Consider the following 19,896-nt stretch of genomic DNA (forward strand, 5'->3'; position numbering starts at 1 on the left):
AGGTATATAAAAAAGCGCCCGCACACGCGGACGCTTTTTTGCTTTCTATTAGTTGCCCAATTTCTCTGCCACTTTTGCAACGCGGGCGCCTAAACGGCCGCCCATTGTCAATTCACCTTCGCTTGGCATCCGGGTACCATCGGGTCCAGCAAGCGTAGAAGCGCCGTATGGCGTTCCGCCGACAAAGTCACGTTCAGTCATTTCCGGGTTTTCGCCATAAGGAAGACCGACAAAAATGAATCCGAAATGGAGAAGCGGCACGATCGATGTAATAATTGTCGTTTCCTGACCGCCGTGGACTGTATTTGTACTCGTAAAGATCCCTGCTACCTTGCCTTCAAGTGAGCCGTTTGCCCACAGACCACCAGCAGCATCCATAAACTGCTTCACCTGAGCCGGCATATTGCCAAAGCGTGTTGGGATGCCCCAAACGACGCCGTCAGCCCATACGAGATCGTCTGTTGTAGCTTCAGGAATATCTGCCTGTTTATTCTGCGCCTCTACATACGCTTCCTGCGTAGACATACCTTCCTTAGCCATCTGTGATTCAGGAATTCTTACGACCCGCACTTCAGCCCCTGTTTCTTCTGCGCCTTTCGCTACTGCCTTTGCCATTTCGTGTATATGTCCATAAGAACTATAAAACGGTACCAATACTTTACTCATTGAAAAACACTCCTATTACTTATATTTATAAAGTTACTTACTTTTCGAAAGTACATGAAAACATTTGTACTGTCAACTCACCCTTCAAGCTATACCCCAGCCCCTCCTCTACGAAACAATAATTTTGTGGTACTATGTTCATAAAGAGGTGAACTATTATGCAGAAGACTTCCATCTGCCCAAAATATGAATTTGCAGCGGAGCTGCTCGGCAAAAAATGGACGGGCCTGTTAATCCTTGTGCTTCTTCAGGGACCGCTCCGCTTCAAAGATATAAAAAGAGAGATTCCGGATATGAGCGACCGGCTGATTACAGAACGGCTAAAAGAGCTTGAAGACAAAGGGATTGTCGAACGCAGCGTATTTCCGGAAAAGCCCGTACGCGTCCAATACCAGTTGACGAGTAAGGGCAGAGATCTCGAACCGGTCATTAATGCGATCCAGGACTGGGCTGAGGTCTGGGTTCAATAAAAAGCAGGTACTTTTCATGCAGGAAAAGCCTGCTTTTTTCATGATTTAAACACAAAAAAAGCGCCTGCCTTCGAGCAGCCGCTTTTCCCTGATTCTTTATTTTTCCAAAAACATCTGCGTCCAGTATTGACCGTATTCTCCGCCTTCTTCATAGCCGATCGCAATATGCGTGAAGTCCGGATTGAGGATGTTATCACGGTGCCCCGGGGAATCCATCCATGCATCAACAACGTCCTGCGGCGTATCCTGTCCGGCTGCAATGTTTTCACCGGCGCCCTCATAGCTCACGCCGAATTCCTGCATCATTTCAAAAGGACTGCCGTATGTCGGACTTTCATGGGCGAAATAATCATTATCAATCATGTCCTGGGACTTAGCATCTGCTACGCTCTGCAGGGAACTGTCCGCTTCCACCGGTGCAAGTCCATTTTCTGCCCGAACTTCATTCGTCAGACGAACAACTTCCTGTTCAAACTCAGACTCGCTTTGTGTGGTCACAGCTTCCGAAGATTCCGATGAACTGCTGTCTGAAGAAGAGTTGCTTTCGCTTTCCGGAATAGCGATGCTTTGGCCTACGGTAATCGCGTCAGGGTCCTGAATACTGCTATTTTCCTCTATAAGCGCATCCACACTTACGCCGTGATCTTCAGCAATCGTGTATAATGTATCTCCTGACTCTACGGTGTATGTATCCTGCCCTAGAGCGGTCAAAGGGAAAATAAGTGTTGCTGACAGAGCACCGACAACGGCTGTTCTTTTGAATCTCATGTCCTTCACCTCTTATAAAAGATAGATAGCTAAATTATATAAATGATAACGTTATATTAAAATTTTACCATTAATTTCTTGAAAATAAACATTTCAAAGGAATTTTACAAATTTTTGCGGCTATTGTCCTATATTTTACATTAATTAAATCTAAAACTTTTCTTATCAAAGTAATTACTGCATTACTCTACCCTCCTTATTGTTGCCGAAAACTAAGATTATCTATTAAGATAGGAAGAGTGCTTACGAACGCGGGCAGATTATCAGCAAATTTAAACGAAGGATGGATATAACGAATGGCTACATGGAAAAACGAAATCGAATCCCGAAAGACGTTTGCCATTATTTCGCACCCGGATGCCGGGAAAACAACCTTGACGGAAAAGCTGCTTTACTTTGGAGGCGCTATCCGTGAAGCCGGGAGCGTTAAAGGAAAGAAAAACCAGCGTCATGCTACAAGTGACTGGATGGAAATTGAGAAGCAGCGCGGGATCTCTGTCACAAGTTCTGTAATGGAGTTCAATTATCAAGGCCACCGCATTAATATTCTTGACACTCCCGGTCACGAAGACTTCAGTGAAGATACGTATCGTACGCTGACCGCAGCCGATTCAGCAACCATGCTTATTGATGCGGCCAAAGGAGTCGAGGCGCAGACCAAAAAACTGTTTAAAGTCTGCAGCATGAGAGGCATTCCTATCTTCACTTTTATTAACAAACTGGACCGCCAGGGCCGGGACCCGTTCGAGCTGATGGAAGAAATGGAAGATATTTTAGGTATCCGTTCATACCCGGTCAACTGGCCGATTGGTATGGGCCAGGACTTTCACGGCATTTACGACCGACATGCCAAAAAAGTAGAATGGTTTAACCCCGATTCTCCGTCCCAGACAGAAGTCGTTTACGTAAACGGCACCGACGATCCTAAGCTGAAGGAACGTATTGATCCGCAGCTCCTCGCTTCCTTTCAGGAGGAAATTGAACTTCTCGATGTCGCCGGGGATGCATATGATGAAGAACGCATCAAAAGCGGCGATCTCACTCCAGTCTTTTTCGGGAGCGCGGTTTCGAACTTCGGGGTGCAGAATTTCCTGGAGTATTTTATGGAATGGTCGCCGGCGCCTGTCGGAAGGGAAAGCGATCAGGGCTTTGTTTCCCCGCTCAGTGACAATTTCTCCGGATTTATTTTCAAGATTCAGGCGAACATGAATCCAAAACACCGGGACCGGATCGCCTTTATGAGAATTACTTCAGGCAAATATTCTCCGGGGATGCAGGTCAATCATGTGCGTATCGGCAAAAACATGAAGCTTCACCAGCCAACGCAGTTTCTTGCCAAGGACCGCAGTATTGTCCAGGAGGCATACGCCGGCGATATTATCGGCCTGTACGATCCGGGAACCTTCCGAATTGGCGACACACTTGCAGAATCAGGCACATTTTCTTTTGAAGAAATGCCACACTTTTCTCCTGAACACTTCGCTGCCATTTCTGTTAAAGATGCGATGAAGCATAAATCATTTGAAAAAGGACTGCAGCAATTAACCGAAGAAGGGGCTATACAGTTATTTAAAACTTATCAGCGGGTGCCGGAGCAGCAGATCGTCGGCGTTGTCGGCGTGCTTCAGTTCGAAGTACTTGAGCACCGGCTGAATAATGAATATAACGCTCATATTAAAATGGAAAATCTTCCATTATCAGTGGCCAGATGGGTCGACGGCCCAGCGGAAGCAATGAATACCTTCGCCAGAAAACAAAAGAATTTGGCTCTCGACCGGAACGGTCGGCTAGTGGCTCTCTTTGAAAATGAGTTCCAGTTAAACATGGCCAAAGACAAATATCCTGATATTTCCTTCCACGAAAACTCTTATTTCGTTTCCAGCCAGACGACGTAAAAAGATAGCAAAAACGGACTGCCTTCTCATCAACAGGCAGTCCGTTTTTTTACGTTATATGAAGGATTTTTATTGCTTCTTACGCTTTTCTTCCTGTCCAGCTCCAGAAGCCAGTGGCGGCAGGTCTCTTCAGCTCTTCTTTCCAAGTGAAAGAGCCACTTGGTAAAAGAGCTTCCAGATCCCGCGCCACTCCCCCGGCTTCTTACGCTTTTCTTGATGGCTGTAGTTCTTTGATGAATTTTTTGTCGATCCGGTGCTTGATTTTAAACGGCGCTTTGCCTGCACGGGTTTTGTCACCGTATATCATCAGCCCCTGCTTGCCTCCAAGATTCAGGATCGCCATATAATTTTTTTGCGGCGAATACTTGGTCAGCTTTTTGCCTTTCAGGGAACGCTTAATGTTTTCAAGAAGCACAGGAGCTTCTTTGACAGCTGATATCCCGTTTTTTGGAATGTCTTCATGTCCCGCGATGGTAACGCAGTCGCCTACTCCGAATATTTGCGGATACGCTACTGACTGCAGGTGTTCATTTACGAGCAGATAACCTTCGCTGTCGACCGGCAGCCGGGAGGCTTCAAACCAGGCCGGTGCTTTCGGTCCGGTCATCCACAGTAAATCTTCATACGGGAAGGAGAGCGAATCAGTTTCCACCGTCCGGTCTGTCACCCGGTGCACCTGTTCGTTTTCGAAGTATTCAATCCCTCTTTTATTAAGAAGGTCGTACACCTTCTGACGCGTTTCCTCTGTGTCTTCCGGAAGCAGTTTGCTCCCGGAAATAATTTTCACTGGCGCCAGAAACTTGTTTTTACTTCTCCATGCCTGCGCTGTAAAAGCCATCTCAATTCCGGCATAACCACCGCCGACAACAACCGGATGATGGCTTGTCCGGACACTTTCCACCGCTTCAGAGAAGTTTTCGTTAGCTTTTAAGACCTCCGCGTGCTTTTGCACATGTGGAATTTCAAGTCCTTTCGGCTGGGCACCAATATCTACGGATAAATAGTCAAAATGCATAACTTTACCTGCGTTGGTGAGAACAATATTCTGCTCCGGATCGATGGAAGTAACCTTGGCCGAAACAAACGTGCCGCCGTTTTCGTTACAGAATGACCGAAGCGGAACACGGATATCTTCGATAGCGTAGCGCCCTTCCATGTAGCCTGAATACATACCTGAATAATACTGGTACTGTCCCGGGGAAATAAGAATCCATTCTACGTTTTTTTTCTTTTTCTTCCATTCCTTTATTACGGAAAGATTGGTGTGGCCTGCTCCGACGAATATCACTCGTTTAGTCACTATATTTCCTCCTTGTCTCTTCAATTACCGAAACCATGCTACATACTTTTTAAGTACCTTGTTGAAAGGGCTGTTAAACAAAGCCTCCCGCCAGTATTCATCCGCTGCTTTTTTCACAATGTCCCCGTGAGCCGGATACGGATACACGACACTTGAAAATGAGCGCAGCTTCTTTTTCCACGTTTTTGCTGCAGTGACCTGCTGCATCCAGTCAGCCGCATGGCGTCCGACAGCATGAGCCCCGATAATGTTTCCTTTTTGGTCGGTGATAATTTTCACTAAAGGCACCGGGTCCCCTTCAGCTAGAAAACGGTCCACCTGTTTTCCTTCGATGCGGTAAATACGGGCATCTACGCCTTTGAGTTGTTTAGCTTCTTCCTCAGTGACGCCCAGATGAAAAATTTCCGGCTCAGTATAATACGCCCATGGAAGCGAATTATAATTAATTTTCCGGCGCAGCCCGAAAACAGCGTTGGAGACCACCGTCTGACCTTCCATACCGGCCGCATGTGTAAACATATATCCGCCGCTTGCGTCGCCAACGGCGAAGATATGCGGCACAGACGTCTGCATTGTATTCGAAACGTCGATGCTCCTATCTTTCTTTACCCTCACACCTGCTTTTTCTAATCCTATGTTATTTGTGTTCGGTACACGTCCTGCCGCAAGCAAAAGCGCGTCCGCTTCGATTTTCTGTTCAGTTTCCCCTTCTATGACAGCATAAACGCGTCCATTTTCTTGTTCGAGTCTTACCACCCGGCTGTTGGGAATAAAATGGATTTCCTTTTCTAATTCTTTCTGCGCCCGTGCTGCAATTTCCTTTTCCTCTTTTGAGAAAATGCGATCGCCCGAATCTACCGCCGTCACAGAAGAGCCGATTCGTGCAAGCGTTTGGGCAAGCTCCATACCTACCGGGCCGCTTCCGACGCACACCAGTTTTTCCGGCAGCTTCTCAGCCTCGAAAATCGTTTCATTCGTATAGTAAGGCAGAAGCTCCAGATTTTCAATTGGAGGAACATTCGGACTCGAGCCGGTGGCAATGACAATTCTTTTTCCTCCAATGACACTTCCATCTTCAAGATATAAATGATGGGAATCCATGAATTCACCGCGCCGCATGTACACATCGATACCGAGTGCTTCGAACTCGCTTACGTCATCAAGCTCCTGCACATCAGCTACAGCGTCCCGTACTCTTTTTTTCACCTGTTCAAAATTGGCATTTCCATCCAGATGCAGACCGAATTCTTTCGCTGCCCTTCGTGCGTTCTGGATTTCTCGTCCGACAGTCACAAATGCTTTCGAAGGTATGCAGCCGGCGTGCAGGCATTCGCCTCCAAGATTTTCCCGGTCATCGACCAGAGCGGTCTTCATGCCAAACTGCGCTGCTCCTGACGCGACGGTCAGTCCGCCGGACCCACCCCCAAGTACTATTAAATCGTAATCAATCTGCGGCATTCTCATCCTGCTCCTTTAATAATCGTTTTGCTTCCAGCAGCCTCTGCAGGCCGGTAAATGTTTCGACAAATAAAAATAAAGCAGTGGAATACAGTAAAAAAGCCGGGAAAAGCATCATCAGGGAAAACAAAATAAATCCTTCGGTCCGCTCAGCGAGCCCCGCCTGATAGTAAAACGATTTGACCCCGCTTCGTTCCGACATATTTCCAACTGTTAAAAATACGGTAATCGAAAACAATATGGAGACACTTAACAGAAGAAGCAGCCACATTAAATCCGGATACCGGAAGGCAAGTCCGAGCAGAACGCTCGCTTCCACAAGACGATCAAACGTAATGTCAAGCACCGTCCCAAACGCAGAAGGTCTGGTTTTCCTCGCCATTGCCCCGTCTACGGTGTCTAAAAAACCTGATATCCAGAGACAGATAAAGGCTGCCCATGCAGCGTCAAAATAAATGAACGGCCCTGTAAGCACGCCGATTCCAAATGCTAGAACCGTTACCTGGTTGGCGGTCCAACGCCGGTTCAGAAACCAATCGGCTGTTTTGTCTATGACCGGGTCTGCCCATTTCCGGGCGTGTGTATCAATCATTGCAGTTCCCCATTTATGTTATTTATATTATTTTCATACCCTTTTTTCCGTAAAATGACAACCACGATCAAAAGAGCAGCAAAAACACTGACAGCGCTCAATATATATATCCATTCCCCGGTAACAGCTCTGAACCTAAAAAATGCAGCCGGATGCAACCGGCAAGCGACATGAACGAGGCTGAAAATAAACTAAGCGGCTGGAACCTACAAGCGGCTATTCACCGCTTTCCTCCTTTTCAAGCCGGGGCTATAAATGCTCTTCCGCGAAATGGTTCATTCACAGCAAGGGTAACGGACTGGACGCCCCCGATTTCATAAAATGTCTGAATCCACAGACCGTACTGTTTTTTCACAGGTCCTGCTTCAGCTGCGAAATAACCCTGTCCTGCCTCCTTTGTGACCCGCAAAGCTTCGGCCGGGACAAAGCCTTTTTCCGGAAACCACCATCCATCTGCGAGCAGAGAAGCAGTCTCTTGTCGCTCCGGTGCCCGCATCAGCTTTTCTCTATTACCTGTTTCTATAACTTCTCCGCCGGCCATCACACTGACACTCTCACCCATATCGAAGGCCTCCTCGCGGTCATGCGTAACAAACATTGATGTGATGTTTTCCTGCTCAAGTATTCCTTTCACCCAGCGGCGCATCGTTTTACGTAAAGAACTGTCCAGGCTCGAAAATGGCTCGTCAAGCAGTAATACTTTCGGTGCTGCAGCTATCGCCCGTGCAAGAGCTACACGCTGCTGCTGGCCTCCGGAGCATTGATACGGATACCGTGCTTCAAGCTCCTCTATCTCCATTTTTTCTAGCAGCTTCCTGCCAGTTTTCTTGCGTTCTTTTCTAGGTATTCGTTTCACCTTCAAACCGTATGTAACGTTTTGCAGAATCGTTAAATGCGGAAAAAGCAGCGGCTGCTGAAACATTAAAACGACGGGACGCTTCTCCGCCGGACTTTCATTTACACTTGCCCCGTCAATCATCACCGTACCAGTTGAAAACATATCAATACCCGCAATACAGCGTAAAAGCGTCGATTTTCCCGTTCCAGATTTACCGACCAGGCTTCTGTTTTCCCCCTCTTTAAGCTCGAGGTTTATGTTCCGGAGCACCTGATTTTCCTGATAGACCTTGCTTCCGTTCTGAACTGACAAATATGACATATTCCCCTACCCCTACCATGATTTTAAAATTTTCGTACTTATTCTGAGTACTCCGTCAGCAGCAAGCGCAGCAGCCGCTGGAAGTGCGGCTGTCATTAATGAAAAGGCGCTGACGGCTGACGGCGCCGCACTGTTTGTATACGGATAATACAATACCGCCATAGTCGTAACCGTTCCTCCTCCTATAATAACAGTTAGGGCAAACTGGCTGACAGAAATTACAACGGCAAAAAAGACAGCTGTACGCACAGAAGCAGTCATCTGGGGGAGCTCAACCAGCAAAAACCTGGCGGCTGCCCCGCCGCCGAGGCTTCGTGATTGTTCATACTGATTTCTTCCTATCCGCTCGTAGCCGGCACGAATGATACGAATCGTGTATGGGAGTGTAGGAAGCAGATGAAAAAAAGCGACCCCGTACCATGTATTTGCTGTACCGCTTTGCAGAGCAAAAATGTGCAGCCCGACAGCAAGGGCGGTAATCGGAAGAAGCACGGGGACTAAAAGCATGGCATCTATCAGTTCTTTTCCCCTGAATTCCCGGACAACAAGCGCTTTGGCTGCCGGAATGCCAATCAAGAGGTTCAGAGCTGCCACACAAAGAGCAATAAGAATCGTCCGCCCCCAGGCCTCTGCAAGCAGCGGGTCGCTAAACGGCACTCCCCAGCCATCTAGCGTCCATGCCAGCGGCCAAATCTCCCCAAACGGCCATTCCGAAGCGAAGCTCTGCACCACGAGTGCAAGCAAAGGAACTGCAAAGCAAAGCGCAAAAGCGGCTGCCGCTGCTTTTCTTTTCATACTACTCCCCCCTCCATATTCGTATACGCAACCGGCGAGTATACCACATCATAAGTGCGCTGAGGGTAATGAACACCACGCCGATCAACGCCGATACCGCGTAGGCATAAGGACGCTCCTCCCAGCTTCCGCCGCTGTACCATTCAAAGATAGTAACACCAATCATTTCCGGGCGCGTCGCCCCCACCAGCCCCGGAACTTCAAAGGCACCGAATACAAACGCAAACAGTATTACTCCCGTTTCCAGGGTGACTGCTTTTAAATAAGGCCATTCCGCGTCTTTAAATTTACGGAAGGGCCCGCCGCCAAGCGTTGCCACTGCATGCTTTACCGAATTGTTCATCTCAAGGTAGACCGGTGCTGTCATCAGCACTACGAAAGGAACTTCTTTCCATACGTAGGATAAAATAATGCCGATGCCGCCAGTATCATTTGTTAGGATAGGGAATTCTGTTCTATTGTCGATCCAGCCCAGCTGCTGTGTCAGAGAGGCCGCCCACCCGCTTTGTGAAAAAAACCAGATGACAAGATACGCCCCTACAAAATGGGGCACAGCCATTGGGACCCAGAACAGCGCACCGGCACCGGCGCTTCCCTTTTTCCCAAACAACAATTTAGAGGCGAGTACTCCAATTCCTAAAGAAAGCACGGTGGAAACGGCTGTCACTCCGAAACTGAAGCTGAGGCTTTCCCAAAAAGCAGGCAGCGAAGCTATCTCATTAAGGATAACTAATGGACTCCCTTCTGTGCCCAGCCGTGTCCATAATACTGCGACCGCGTAAAATGAAAGCCCTGCCGTTACAATAAGGGCCGGCAAAATCATTACTATCATGCTTTTACCTTTGAACAATTTCATTTTCCCACCGGTCTTCGGTCCACTCCACATAGCCTGCGTCCATTTCCGGCTGATAAGCATCATTCAGCACTTCCGTATCCAGCACGGAGTCTCCGCGGTCCTGTTCAATAAACTTCTGGCGCATTTCCTCTGAGAGCGTATCAAGATCAAGCACAGTGCTGTCCCCCCACATTGACGGTGCCTGTTTCTGCAGCTGGGCTTCCGGGGACACCAGGTAATTGATCGCAGCCATCGCTCCCGGTACATTAGTGCTGTTAAAAGGAATGGACAGATAATGGGTGTTTCCTATCGAATTGTTGTCAAATACAAATGTATCTGTTGTTTCCGGAAACGTGCCGTCCTGGATCAGGCTTTCTGCTCTCGCTTCATTGTAGCCCATGGTCATAGACACTTCGCCGTCCCGGTACAGCCGGTCAAGCTGACTGAGCGACGATGGATACGTCTCTCCGCTTCTCCATAAATCCGGCTCCATTTCCCGCAGAGTCTCCCACATACTGTCGCTTTGCTCATCAATCCATTCTTCATCATAGCCCTGTTCAATAACCTGTTCGGCTTCGACATTGTTATAAATAAAATGACGCAAAAACGCGTTACCGGTAAAATCAGTCGCTTCCGGATACGTAAACTCTCCTGGGTTCTCCTCCACCCACGCGGCCAGCTCTTCAATACTGTCCGGAGGCGTCTCAACCTTTTCAGTATCATACATAAAAGTAAACTGTACGGACCCCCACGGCACTTCCATCCCTTCAACCGGCGTCCCGAAATCATACGCGTTTGTATCGGCCTCCATATCAATATGATTTTCAACGTTCGGGAGTGCGTCTGCGAAGGAGCCGTATAAAAGCTCGTTTTCCTTTGCGTTACGGAAATTCTCCCCGTTCAGCCAGATGATATCCATCGTCCCTTCTTCCGTTCCCGCTTCTTTTTCAGAATAAAGATTTTGCAGCGCATCTTCAGTTTCAATCGGATTCCGGTTCAGCGTAATGTCATACTGCTCCTCCAGGCGCGGAGCCACCCATTCATCTATGTATTCGTTGGTCCCCTCGTCCCCGCCCCACATATGTAATTCCACGGTCGTTCCCGCGGCTTCTTCCTCAATATCCTCCCATTCCTCTTCCTCCCAGGACGTCCCACCTTCCCCTGAATCTCCGGAGCATCCTGCAGCGATAAGCATCGTTCCCGCGGCTGCGATTATTTTCCAATTCATCTGCTTTAATTTCTCCCTTCATTTGCGCTTATTCCATGCTTTTTCTTTTCCCTTTTATCAGTATCTCATACATACCATGTTTGGAGCCTGCACACAAAAAGACTGCCCTCTGCAGGACAGCCTTTTTAAAAATAAATGCTACGCTTCTTCGCGACGTCGTTTCGTTACAGCGATTTCTGCCAGAATGAGCGCCATGCTGCCAGCAGCAATCCCCCATGGGCTCACCTTCTGCTCTGAGCCGCCAAGGCCGGTCTGAGGCATTTCTTCCGGTATTGCTTCGTCAGAAGAGCTTTCTTCAAAATTCTCCGGATACTGAGCGACAATCGCGCCGGAAAGACCTTCACTCACGCCGAACATATGACCGTAAGCTTCGCGTGTATCTCTTCATACGCACTGTCGTACTCTCCCATTGTATAGCTGTCAAAAGCTCCGATTAACTGATCCACGTGCATTTCAAGACCTTCAGAAAGTCCTTCTGCCTCCAGTTCACCCTCGGCAGCCCCTGCCAGGAATTCAGAGAACTCTGTCTAATAGTTGCCGAGGTTGTCGAGTGCTTCCTGCTTTGCTTCCTCGTCCTCCGCTCCTGTTGCTTCCACATAATCAACAAAGTAGCCGATGTGTTCGCTCCACATTTCTTCAAACTGCTCTCCCGCTTCTTCTCCGTAAACGGAGATGATAGTGCTTGTGAGCTCCTGTGTATTTGCTTCTAATGCGGCGGCGGGTTCTTCAAAATCATCTGCTCCGTACGCCCCTTTCTACATCGTCGTTACTGCCAGATAGGCGTGCTCTAAAAAATAGTGGTCCAGCTGGGCCCGCAGGTCTCCGGTCGGGGTGGCTACAGAAGCCATCATTTCCTCTGACATTTCCATATCGTCGTGGCTATCGTGGCTGTCGGCTGAAGCGATGCCCGGTGCTGCCGGGATAATAACGGCGGCAGATAAGGGCAGAGCTATGGCGGTGCGTTTCCAGTTGATGTACATGGATGAATCGCCCACTGTATTTGGTTTCAGTCAGCTAACGAAATAAATACACGGCTGAATCGTATTTCGTGAATATTCCGTGACTTTTCACTTAATACAATCTCCCAAGCCCCCCTGTATGAAAGCAATTTCTTATACAAAAAAGGACCGGAAATTTCTTCCGGCCCTTTCGTATCTTTAGGAAAACGGAGCTTCGAGCACCACTTCACCCTCAGGTGCTTCGTTGTCCGGCTCTGGTTCTCTCGTAATCGCTACGGCGTTCCAATCTTCGTTCACTGCATCCGATGGGAAGACAAGCGAACCGCTTCCGTCTTCATTGGTGGTAAATGATCCGGCCGGCACCATCTGGTTGCCGTCACCAACCATCCACACCTGATAGACTTCACTATTACTAAGATTTTCGAGCCCTTCTACATGCACAGCCATTTCTCCCTGCTGCTCGGTATTAAGAAGCGTCACCCTTCCGCTTCCCTGGGAGTTTTCTGTAGCGGCAAACTCCTGAGAAGCAATCACTTCGCCTGTTTCCTGGGAAGAATCTTCAAGCTCTGAAAGAGCCGTTTGCATTTCTCCGAGGTCTCCGGCGAGTTCTTCGCGTTCTTCTGCTGCCTGCTGCCACTGCGTGCCAAAGTAAACGTTAGTACCGATGGAAGCAAGCAGAACAGCGGCCAGTGCGCCTGCCACAGTGCTCCATTTTCTTTTTGGCTTTGCCGCCGTGATTTTCTCTTCCGGCTCTCTTCCAACGACATGCTCCATGACACGGTTTTTCATGCCTGCCGGCGGGTCGTGCGGTTCAATGTGCCGGGGGAGCTCTCCCATAATCGCCTGCATTTCCTCAAGCTCCTGCCTCGTCTCCTCATCCGTTTCGAGCCAGGCTTCAAACTCCCGCTCTTCTTCTGTGGTCAAAAGACCATTTATATAATCAAACAACCAGTCTTGTTTATTACTCGCCATAATCAACCCTCCGTTCCCTGGAGAGGTGTTCTTTCAATTTCTTTAGGGCGAGCCTGATGCGACCCTTTACAGTACCGAGCGGTATATCGCAGGACTCTGCAATCTTACGCTGGGACCACCCCTGAAAATAAAACAGGCGGACAATTTTTTGTTGTTCCTCTGAAAGAAGTGCGATTGCCTGTTCGAGCTCTTCGTTGCTTTCTTTCAGCTCCACCTGCTCTTCCACCCCTGTCGTTTCCTCTTTTGAATCCCTCGGATCCCATTCCACTTCCGGCTTTCTTCTCCGGATGGCATCAATCGAGGCGTTACGTGTAATCGTAAGCAGCCAGGACGAAAGCGACCCTTTATCTTTCTGGTAGACGGCGCTTCCCTTCCCCTGCCATATTTTCATAAAAACATCCTGCATGATCTCTTCGGCTATTTGCTGATCCTTGGTCATTCGGTAGGCGAATGAATAAAGCAGCCGTTCGTAACGATCATACAGAAGCTCGAGCGCTTCTCTGTCGCGCTCGCGTATGCGCTCATACAAATCGTTATCCGATAACTTCGACATAGGTCTTCTCCTTTTTTCAAAATGCGTGGGAAAAGAGGTATGTACTCAGCTTACGCAACGCACCCCGGTATTGGATCTCTTTTCCTCGAAAAAATTTGTGTAATTCTATGGTGTATACATCTCCTTTATCTATCGTAAGCGTTTTTATCGCTTCTGCCAATAAAAAATCCCGCCTGAGAGGCGGGGGTTACACCATGTAGGTAAATACATAATGAAGGAAAAAGAGAAACGAAATAGCGTACATTACCGGCGAAACGGCCCGCGGGCTTCCAAGTGCCATCTTCAGCAGCGGATAGGCTATAAAACCAAAGGCAATGCCGTCGGCAATAGAATACGTGAGCGGAATGATTCCGATGACCAGATAGGCCGGGAACCATTCGGAGGCATCATCAAAGGAAATATGGCGGATTTCCTGCACCATCATCCCGCCAACAATAATCAGAACAGGAGCAATCGCACTTTCAGGAATAAATCCTAAGAGCGGCGTGAACAGAAGCGCCACCAAAAACAGCAGGCCGGTTACGACCGCCGTCAGTCCTGTTTTTCCTCCCTCTGCCACTCCCGCAGCACTTTCTGCAGCTGGAATTGTCGGCGACGTGCCGAGAAAGCCGCTGCCAAACGCCGTGATCGCTGCCGCCTGATAGGAACGGCCAAATTTTTCTTTACGCTCCAACAGTCCATGTAATAGTCCCATACTTTCAAACACGATGATCATAGTCAGAGAAAATACTGCTGTCCAAAACGGAATAGACGCCCATGCGGAAAAGTCAGCTGAAGTAAATACCGAGGCATAGGCACCGGTAGTTTCCGCCGCTTCTCCTGTGCTGCCGCTGCTGATGCCAAACAGCCCTGCGGCAATAGAAATAACCGCAATGCCAATCAGAAAAGCACCCTTCACTTTGCGGACGACAAGCATCAGCATGATTACAAGGCCAAAAAGCGTCAGCATCGCAGCCGGCTCTGCCAGATTGCCAAGAGCCACAAAGGTTTCCGCGTCTCCCTGCACGAGTCCGCCCTTTTGCAGGCCGATAAAGGTTAAAAATACTCCGATACCGACTGTAATGCCCTGCTTGAGCGACAGCGGCACCGCTTTTGCCAGCTTTCCTGCAAGCGGCGTTAACGCCGTTATTAAAAACAGCACGCCTGAAAGAAGGACAATCGCAAGTCCCTGCTGCCATGTCCAGCCCATTCCAATCACAAGTGTATACGCGAAAAAGGCGTTTACACCCATGCCCGGGGTCAAAATGATTGGGGCATTACCCCACAGCCCAATGAGAAGACATCCGAAGGCTGTCACGAGCGCCGTAGCGAGAAGGGCAAATTCGTATGGCATTCCTGTATCAGATAAAATAGCCGGATTGACGATTAATATATAAGCAATGGTAAAGAAGGACGTTAAACCTGCTGTCCATTCTTTTTTTACCGTCGTCTGATGGTCCTCCAGCTGAAACAATTTTTTTAGCATCATTCATTCTCCTTTATCTTCCCGTATATGATTTTTAACCATAAAAAAGTGCCTCCGCGTGAAGGATCACGCAGAGACACGTAGTCGGGAAAATTGGCTCCCGGTAGAAACATCGAACCCAGTTCGTTCGATTATACGAGTCATCTTTTGTTTGTCAGTTTTTCTTCCAATTATGGAGTATAGCTTCTTCAGACCATTTCGTCAACTATTATTAACTTCCATTTCTCAATTCGTGTTATTCTAAATGTATAATTCGGACGCCACAGGCGTTACATAAGAGGTGACAGGAATGAACGTAGTAGCAATTGATATGGACGGCACTCTTCTCCATTCAAAAAAATATATATCTGCACAAAATGCCAAAGCATTAAACCGGATGCGGGCGGAAGGACATAAGCTTGTCATTGCAACCGGCAGGGGGATTGAAGACGTAGAGCATCTGCTCGAGGATGCCGGTCTGGAAGCTGATGGCATTGTGTCCTTAAATGGAGCCATCGTAAACCGCGGCCCCTCCATCGTATATGAAAACGTAATGGAAAAGGAAACAGCGCTCCGCGTCGTACAGTCACTTGAAGACTTTGGTGTTTATTTTCATGTTTACACGAACAAAGGCATGTTTTACATGCCGAAGGGCTGGCAATATTTTATGGAGGATGCCCATGAGTTCGCAAAAGAAGAGAACGATTATGACAAACGCATGGCAGAATTCAAGCGTAAGGAGGAATATAATACGGGGCGCTTCCATATGCATCAGCTCCGCTCACTCGAAGATATTGAGGGGAAAGACGTGCATATTTACAAATTTCTGATGCTTTCCCCGCTCGAGGATAAGCTTGCTGCTGTCCGAAGCGCGTGGAAAATCCGCCAGGACGTTTCCATTACGTCCTCAGGCCGGGAGAATCTGGAATTTATGCACCCAAATACTGAAAAAGGGGCCGGCCTCCATCACCTGCGCATCCAGGCGGGCTGGGAGGATGCAGTTACGTTTGCAATCGGTGACAACTTTAACGATGTATCCATGTTCCGCTACGCCGACACTGCTATCGCTATGGAAAATTCCGAACAGGATGTAAAACTGCTTGCCGATGAAGAGACGAGTCATAATGATGATCACGGAGTAGCTCAGGCTGTATATGACTACGTGCTTTCTTCCACGAAACGAAAAGCAGAGCCGCGCTAAAAATATTCAATAAAAAAACCGTCTGCTGCGGCTTTTGCCACAGCAGGCGGTTTTATTTTACGACAAGCACCGGACATTGTACACGCTTCACCACTTTGTGGCTGACGCTGCCAAGCACCATCGTCTGCAGCTGGTTAAGTCCCCGGCTCCCGATCACAAGGCAGTCATACGCTCCGCTATTCGCAAAGGAGACGATGGTCGGCCCTGGTTCACCGTGTTCAATATGAACCTCATAGGAAATACCTGCTTCTTTCAGGTCGTTTTCGAGATCTTCAAGCTGCTCCCGGCGCTTCATCTGAATAATTTCTTTGTTTCCGTAATGCAGCACGTCCGATTTGGACTGATCCTTATCAATAATATAAATGACATCCAAATGCCCGTCCGGCACATTTTTTAATAGCTTCACCGCATGCCCTGAAGCACGGCGGGCATGGTCGGACCCATCTGCTGCTAGTAACACTTTTTGGTACACAGACATTCCCCTCTCCATTAACAATTCTTTCTCCCGTACTTACTTCTTAATGTCCGGAAGACATTCCTTCAAGCTTGCGCATTAATTCCGAGCTTTCTTCGTTAATGCTTGTAAAGTGTACTTTAGTGCCTTCCTGTTTAAACTTCAGTCTGACTTTTTCAATCGCTTCGACCGCCGAGTCATCCCAGAGGTGGGTTCGTGATAAATCAATTTCCACTCTATCGAATTTCTCTTTGTAGTCAAAGCTTTTCACAAAGTCAGTTACTGAAGCGAAAAACAACGGCCCGTCCACATGATACACGCGTGTCGTTTCATCCTTAACCGTTTTACTCACGTGAACCTTTGAAATTTTAGCTGCAAAGAAAACAGCACTCAGAATTACACCGGCAACAACTCCGATCGCAAGGTTATGCGTATAAACGACTGTAGCCACCACAACGACCATAACTATGGAGTCCGTTTTAGGTGCCTTCGCAAGCATTGGAAGCGATCCCCAGTCGAATGTGCTGATCGATACCATGATCATGACACCCGCAAGTGCTGCCATTGGAATCTGAACGACAAGGCCCTGAAGAACCAGGATCAGAAACAGCAGGAATACACCAGCTACAAAAGCAGAAAGTCTACCGCTGCCGCCTGATTTTACGTTAATCACTGACTGGCCGATCATCGCACAGGAGGCCATGCCGCCGAAGAAGCCAGTAACGACGTTGGAAATCCCCTGTCCACGAGCTTCCTGGTTCTTGTTACTTTCTGAATCTGTCATATCGTCTACGATGGTCGCAGTCAGCAGCGATTCCAATAAGCCAACCACAGATAACGACAGGGCATACGGCAGAATGATCATCAGTGTTTCAAACGTCAGAGGTATATCCGGAAGCAGAAATACAGGGAATGAGCTCGGAAGCGTCCCCATGTCTCCCACTGTACTGGCATTAATACCTCCAAAGACGGCCACCATGCTCACGATAACGATAGCTACAAGCGTTGAAGGCACAGCCCCGGTAAGCTTTGGAAACAAGTAAATAATGACAAGGGTAACACCAGCCAGAACGAACGGCCAAAAACCATTCCCCCGGAAATGCTCTATTTGGGCAAGGAAAATTAGAATAGCGAGAGCATTCACGAATCCAACCATTACCGACCTTGGAATAAACTTCATCCAGCGGGCCAGTCCACTGAAACCAATCAAGAGCTGAATAATTCCAGTTAATATGGTCGTCGCAAGCAGATACTGCAGGCCATGATCAGCAACCAGCGTTACCATCAAAAGAGCCATAGCCCCCGTAGCTGCTGAGATCATCCCGGGTCTCCCGCCTACAATTGCAATCATTACCGCCATGCTGAAAGAAGCATAAAGCCCAACCTGTGGGTCTACGCCGGCAATAATTGAAAAGGCGATTGCCTCCGGTATTAAAGCGAGAGCGACGACAATACCTGCCAGCACGTCCCCTTTAATGTTTCCGAGCCACTCCATTTTCAGTTGTGAAAAATTCAAACTTTTTTCTCCTCTCTTTTTTATACTCTTTATCCTTATTGCATGCGGGCATTCCGGCCTGTTGCGCGCCTCACATGATTTCTTTTTTCAGGCTTTCATCTGTATGAAAACCAACGTCACGAACCATCAAAGTTTAGCATATCACATCAATTTTTCAATAGATCATATGAAAGTTTTTTATGTAAACGCTCTCTCATACCGGGCTTTTTTTCCATTGATTGAAAACCGAAAAACTCGGGAAAACCAATTAGCGAGATATCTATTAGGAGGAGTAAATATGTACGGTACTTTTGTTTTTGATGTAGACGGAACACTTATTAATACAGAGGACGCTATTATTAAATCCCTGAGACGCGCTGTGGAGGAAACTACGGGAGAAGTTATTGAGAACGAAAACCTGCGCCCGCTTCTCGGCATGCCGGAGAAGGACGTTTTAGACCGGCTGGGGCTGCAGGATGACGAACGCCGCACGGTACAGGAAAAATGGAGCATGTATCTTGAGGACAACCGGTTTTTGATTGATACGTTCCCCGGCATCCAGGAGCTGCTCGAAGGACTGAACATTCAGGGCTACCAGGTTGGAATCGTCACCTCCAAAACACGCGAGGCGTTTGACCACGAAATGAAACCCTTCGGACTGCAGCAGTTTGCTTCTTACATTATCAGCGCAGATGACACTACCCACCATAAGCCGTCTCCGGAACCGCTCCGGGCCTTTATGGAAACAAGTGGAGCAGAAGCCTCCAATACTATCTATATCGGTGACACCCAGCATGACAGTGAAAGTGCTGAAAAAGCAGGAACCGCTTTTGGTTTAGCCGGCTGGGGAGCGGTTCACCCGGAAAACACGTCGCCAACGCTCCGTTTTGAACGTCCCGAAGAAATTTTGGAATATGTTACAAACGCCCCCTCATCCTGATAAATATAGAAAGGGCTGCCCGGTCGACCGGGCAGCCCTGTTTTTATGCTTTTCTTTCCCATTCACTGTAAAACTCCTCCAGATAACTGACCATAAACCGCTGGCGTTTTGTAGCGATCGATAGTCCCGTGTCTGTATTCATCATGCCTTTCAGTCTCAGCAGTTTATCGAAGAAGTGCTGAATCGCGCTGTTTCGCTCGTTCCGGTACTCCGGACGCGGATCGTGAAGCGGCTGATGGATGTGTCCAGTATACGCAAATGTACGGGCAATTCCGATCGCCCCGAGGGCATCCAGGCGGTCTGCGTCCTGCACTACTTTTCCTTCAAGGGTCTCCGGTGCCCGTTCTTTATGGTGCCGGAAGGAAATCGAAGAAATAATCTGCATAATATGATGCTTCAATTCTTCATCGGCTTCATTTTGCTCAAGCCAGCGCGTGATTTTTTCTTCTCCGTCTTCTCCCTCTTCGAGAAGCTTTTCATCCCCTATGTCATGAAGCCAGGCTGCGAGAATGCATATATCAGGGTCGGCCCCTTCTTTTTCAGCGATGTCCCCTGCAAGCGCCGCTACCCGCTCAGTGTGCCAATAGTCATGTGCAGGATCTGTATGGGCAAAGAACGCCCATGCCTCCTGTTTCGCTTCATGAATCAGCTGCCTGATATCCATAAGAACCTCTCCTTCCGACTATCTCTTTCTTTATATTATACCTTTTGC

21 protein-coding genes and 1 riboswitch are annotated in these 19,896 nt (G+C 48.2%); of the genes, 4 read left to right on the plus strand and 17 right to left on the minus strand.

Annotation, left to right across the window (positions count from 1 at the left end):
- Positions 1-48 precede the first annotated feature (48 nt).
- Positions 49-666, minus strand: coding sequence for an NAD(P)H:quinone oxidoreductase (gene wrbA, locus Q9M42_RS13670; protein ID WP_322527014.1), 618 nt, complete (start codon positions 664-666; stop codon positions 49-51).
- A 158-nt stretch (positions 667-824) separates the two neighbouring features.
- On the opposite strand from wrbA, the gene Q9M42_RS13675 reads away from it, so the two are divergent.
- Entirely contained in the window at positions 825-1,136 is a 312-nt protein-coding gene (locus Q9M42_RS13675) for a winged helix-turn-helix transcriptional regulator (RefSeq protein WP_322527015.1), read from the plus strand.
- A 96-nt stretch (positions 1,137-1,232) separates the two neighbouring features.
- Here Q9M42_RS13675 and Q9M42_RS13680 read toward each other — a convergent pair whose 3' ends face one another.
- On the minus strand, positions 1,233-1,904 hold the full coding sequence (locus Q9M42_RS13680) for a CAP domain-containing protein (RefSeq protein ID WP_322527016.1): 672 nt from the start codon (positions 1,902-1,904) through the stop codon (positions 1,233-1,235).
- 296 nt (positions 1,905-2,200) lie between these two features.
- On the opposite strand from Q9M42_RS13680, the gene Q9M42_RS13685 reads away from it, so the two are divergent.
- Entirely contained in the window at positions 2,201-3,799 is a 1,599-nt protein-coding gene (locus tag Q9M42_RS13685; protein WP_322527017.1) for a peptide chain release factor 3, read from the plus strand.
- A gap of 202 nt (positions 3,800-4,001) precedes the next feature.
- Here the strand turns inward: Q9M42_RS13685 and Q9M42_RS13690 are convergent, their stop codons facing one another.
- From Q9M42_RS13690 to Q9M42_RS13745, 12 genes are all read right to left on the minus strand, one after another.
- Positions 4,002-5,099, minus strand: coding sequence for an NAD(P)/FAD-dependent oxidoreductase (locus tag Q9M42_RS13690; RefSeq protein ID WP_322527018.1), 1,098 nt, complete (start codon positions 5,097-5,099; stop codon positions 4,002-4,004).
- 24 nt (positions 5,100-5,123) lie between these two features.
- Positions 5,124-6,557, minus strand: a complete 1,434-nt coding sequence (locus tag Q9M42_RS13695) for a dihydrolipoyl dehydrogenase family protein (protein WP_322527019.1) — start codon at positions 6,555-6,557, stop codon at positions 5,124-5,126.
- Positions 6,544-7,149 carry a CDP-alcohol phosphatidyltransferase family protein gene (locus tag Q9M42_RS13700; RefSeq protein WP_322527020.1) on the minus strand — a complete coding sequence of 202 codons (606 nt, stop codon included), beginning with the start codon at positions 7,147-7,149 and terminating at the stop codon, positions 6,544-6,546. Before Q9M42_RS13700 ends, Q9M42_RS13695 begins: the two co-directional genes overlap by 14 nt.
- A 238-nt stretch (positions 7,150-7,387) precedes the next feature.
- A complete protein-coding gene (locus Q9M42_RS13705; protein WP_322527021.1) occupies positions 7,388-8,308 on the minus strand; it encodes an ABC transporter ATP-binding protein in 921 nt (306 codons plus the stop codon).
- A gap of 12 nt (positions 8,309-8,320) precedes the next feature.
- The gene (locus Q9M42_RS13710; RefSeq protein ID WP_322527022.1) at positions 8,321-9,103 is read right to left on the minus strand and encodes an ABC transporter permease; all 783 of its coding nucleotides are present in this window, start codon (positions 9,101-9,103) and stop codon (positions 8,321-8,323) included.
- A 1-nt stretch (position 9,104) separates the two neighbouring features.
- The gene (locus tag Q9M42_RS13715) at positions 9,105-10,022 is read right to left on the minus strand and encodes an ABC transporter permease (RefSeq protein ID WP_322527023.1); all 918 of its coding nucleotides are present in this window, start codon (positions 10,020-10,022) and stop codon (positions 9,105-9,107) included.
- Positions 9,940-11,166 (minus strand): ABC transporter substrate-binding protein, encoded by a 1,227-nt coding sequence (locus tag Q9M42_RS13720; RefSeq protein ID WP_322527024.1) that lies wholly within the window; start codon positions 11,164-11,166, stop codon positions 9,940-9,942. Before Q9M42_RS13720 ends, Q9M42_RS13715 begins: the two co-directional genes overlap by 83 nt.
- A 138-nt stretch (positions 11,167-11,304) precedes the next feature.
- A complete protein-coding gene (locus tag Q9M42_RS13725) occupies positions 11,305-11,514 on the minus strand; it encodes a hypothetical protein (protein ID WP_322527025.1) in 210 nt (69 codons plus the stop codon).
- A 407-nt stretch (positions 11,515-11,921) separates the two neighbouring features.
- Positions 11,922-12,146, minus strand: a complete 225-nt coding sequence (locus Q9M42_RS13730; RefSeq protein ID WP_322527026.1) for a hypothetical protein — start codon at positions 12,144-12,146, stop codon at positions 11,922-11,924.
- A gap of 177 nt (positions 12,147-12,323) precedes the next feature.
- Entirely contained in the window at positions 12,324-13,097 is a 774-nt protein-coding gene (locus Q9M42_RS13735; RefSeq protein ID WP_322527027.1) for an anti-sigma factor, read from the minus strand.
- Positions 13,087-13,650, minus strand: a complete 564-nt coding sequence (locus Q9M42_RS13740) for an RNA polymerase sigma factor (RefSeq protein ID WP_322527028.1) — start codon at positions 13,648-13,650, stop codon at positions 13,087-13,089. The genes Q9M42_RS13735 and Q9M42_RS13740 overlap by 11 nt, the downstream gene beginning before the upstream one ends.
- 187 nt (positions 13,651-13,837) lie before the next feature.
- A complete protein-coding gene (locus Q9M42_RS13745) occupies positions 13,838-15,115 on the minus strand; it encodes an NCS2 family permease (protein WP_440972330.1) in 1,278 nt (425 codons plus the stop codon).
- Between the two features lie 61 nt (positions 15,116-15,176).
- Positions 15,177-15,274, minus strand: a riboswitch (purine riboswitch).
- A 130-nt stretch (positions 15,275-15,404) separates the two neighbouring features.
- On the opposite strand from Q9M42_RS13745, the gene Q9M42_RS13750 reads away from it, so the two are divergent.
- On the plus strand, positions 15,405-16,295 hold the full coding sequence (locus Q9M42_RS13750) for a Cof-type HAD-IIB family hydrolase (RefSeq protein WP_322527030.1): 891 nt from the start codon (positions 15,405-15,407) through the stop codon (positions 16,293-16,295).
- 52 nt (positions 16,296-16,347) lie between these two features.
- Here Q9M42_RS13750 and Q9M42_RS13755 read toward each other — a convergent pair whose 3' ends face one another.
- Together Q9M42_RS13755 and Q9M42_RS13760 are read right to left on the minus strand one after the other, a co-directional pair.
- A complete protein-coding gene (locus tag Q9M42_RS13755; RefSeq protein ID WP_322527031.1) occupies positions 16,348-16,767 on the minus strand; it encodes a universal stress protein in 420 nt (139 codons plus the stop codon).
- Positions 16,768-16,813: 46 nt separating this feature from the next.
- Positions 16,814-18,265 carry a SulP family inorganic anion transporter gene (locus Q9M42_RS13760; RefSeq protein ID WP_322527032.1) on the minus strand — a complete coding sequence of 484 codons (1,452 nt, stop codon included), beginning with the start codon at positions 18,263-18,265 and terminating at the stop codon, positions 16,814-16,816.
- A 277-nt stretch (positions 18,266-18,542) separates the two neighbouring features.
- Here Q9M42_RS13760 and Q9M42_RS13765 point away from each other — a divergent pair, with 277 nt between their 5' ends.
- Entirely contained in the window at positions 18,543-19,184 is a 642-nt protein-coding gene (locus tag Q9M42_RS13765) for an HAD family hydrolase (RefSeq protein WP_322527033.1), read from the plus strand.
- Between the two features lie 43 nt (positions 19,185-19,227).
- Here Q9M42_RS13765 and Q9M42_RS13770 read toward each other — a convergent pair whose 3' ends face one another.
- Positions 19,228-19,848, minus strand: coding sequence for an HD domain-containing protein (locus Q9M42_RS13770; RefSeq protein WP_322527034.1), 621 nt, complete (start codon positions 19,846-19,848; stop codon positions 19,228-19,230).
- Between the last annotated feature and the right edge of the window lie 48 nt (positions 19,849-19,896).

The sequence above is a fragment of the Marinococcus luteus genome, assembly GCF_034497705.1.
Taxonomy (GTDB): domain Bacteria; phylum Bacillota; class Bacilli; order Bacillales; family Marinococcaceae; genus Marinococcus; species Marinococcus luteus_A.

What these genes read in the sequence shown, in the direction of transcription:
- Q9M42_RS13680 (WP_322527016.1), bottom strand. Translation starts at nt 1,904, where the DNA reads ATGAGATTCAAAAGAACAGCCGTTGTCGGTGCTCTGTCAGCAACACTT.
- Q9M42_RS13770 (WP_322527034.1), bottom strand. Translation starts at nt 19,848, where the DNA reads ATGGATATCAGGCAGCTGATTCATGAAGCGAAACAGGAGGCATGGGCG.
- Q9M42_RS13685 (WP_322527017.1), top strand. Translation starts at nt 2,201, where the DNA reads ATGGCTACATGGAAAAACGAAATCGAATCCCGAAAGACGTTTGCCATT.
- Q9M42_RS13765 (WP_322527033.1), top strand. Translation starts at nt 18,543, where the DNA reads ATGTACGGTACTTTTGTTTTTGATGTAGACGGAACACTTATTAATACA.
- Q9M42_RS13715 (WP_322527023.1), bottom strand. Translation starts at nt 10,022, where the DNA reads ATGATGCTTATCAGCCGGAAATGGACGCAGGCTATGTGGAGTGGACCG.
- wrbA (WP_322527014.1), bottom strand. Translation starts at nt 666, where the DNA reads ATGAGTAAAGTATTGGTACCGTTTTATAGTTCTTATGGACATATACAC.
- Q9M42_RS13695 (WP_322527019.1), bottom strand. Translation starts at nt 6,557, where the DNA reads ATGCCGCAGATTGATTACGATTTAATAGTACTTGGGGGTGGGTCCGGC.
- Q9M42_RS13750 (WP_322527030.1), top strand. Translation starts at nt 15,405, where the DNA reads ATGAACGTAGTAGCAATTGATATGGACGGCACTCTTCTCCATTCAAAA.
- Q9M42_RS13700 (WP_322527020.1), bottom strand. Translation starts at nt 7,149, where the DNA reads ATGATTGATACACACGCCCGGAAATGGGCAGACCCGGTCATAGACAAA.
- Q9M42_RS13705 (WP_322527021.1), bottom strand. Translation starts at nt 8,308, where the DNA reads ATGTCATATTTGTCAGTTCAGAACGGAAGCAAGGTCTATCAGGAAAAT.
- Q9M42_RS13710 (WP_322527022.1), bottom strand. Translation starts at nt 9,103, where the DNA reads ATGAAAAGAAAAGCAGCGGCAGCCGCTTTTGCGCTTTGCTTTGCAGTT.
- Q9M42_RS13675 (WP_322527015.1), top strand. Translation starts at nt 825, where the DNA reads ATGCAGAAGACTTCCATCTGCCCAAAATATGAATTTGCAGCGGAGCTG.
- Q9M42_RS13745 (WP_440972330.1), bottom strand. Translation starts at nt 15,115, where the DNA reads ATGCTAAAAAAATTGTTTCAGCTGGAGGACCATCAGACGACGGTAAAA.
- Q9M42_RS13720 (WP_322527024.1), bottom strand. Translation starts at nt 11,166, where the DNA reads ATGAATTGGAAAATAATCGCAGCCGCGGGAACGATGCTTATCGCTGCA.
- Q9M42_RS13735 (WP_322527027.1), bottom strand. Translation starts at nt 13,097, where the DNA reads ATGGCGAGTAATAAACAAGACTGGTTGTTTGATTATATAAATGGTCTT.
- Q9M42_RS13740 (WP_322527028.1), bottom strand. Translation starts at nt 13,650, where the DNA reads ATGTCGAAGTTATCGGATAACGATTTGTATGAGCGCATACGCGAGCGC.
- Q9M42_RS13730 (WP_322527026.1), bottom strand. Translation starts at nt 12,146, where the DNA reads ATGTACATCAACTGGAAACGCACCGCCATAGCTCTGCCCTTATCTGCC.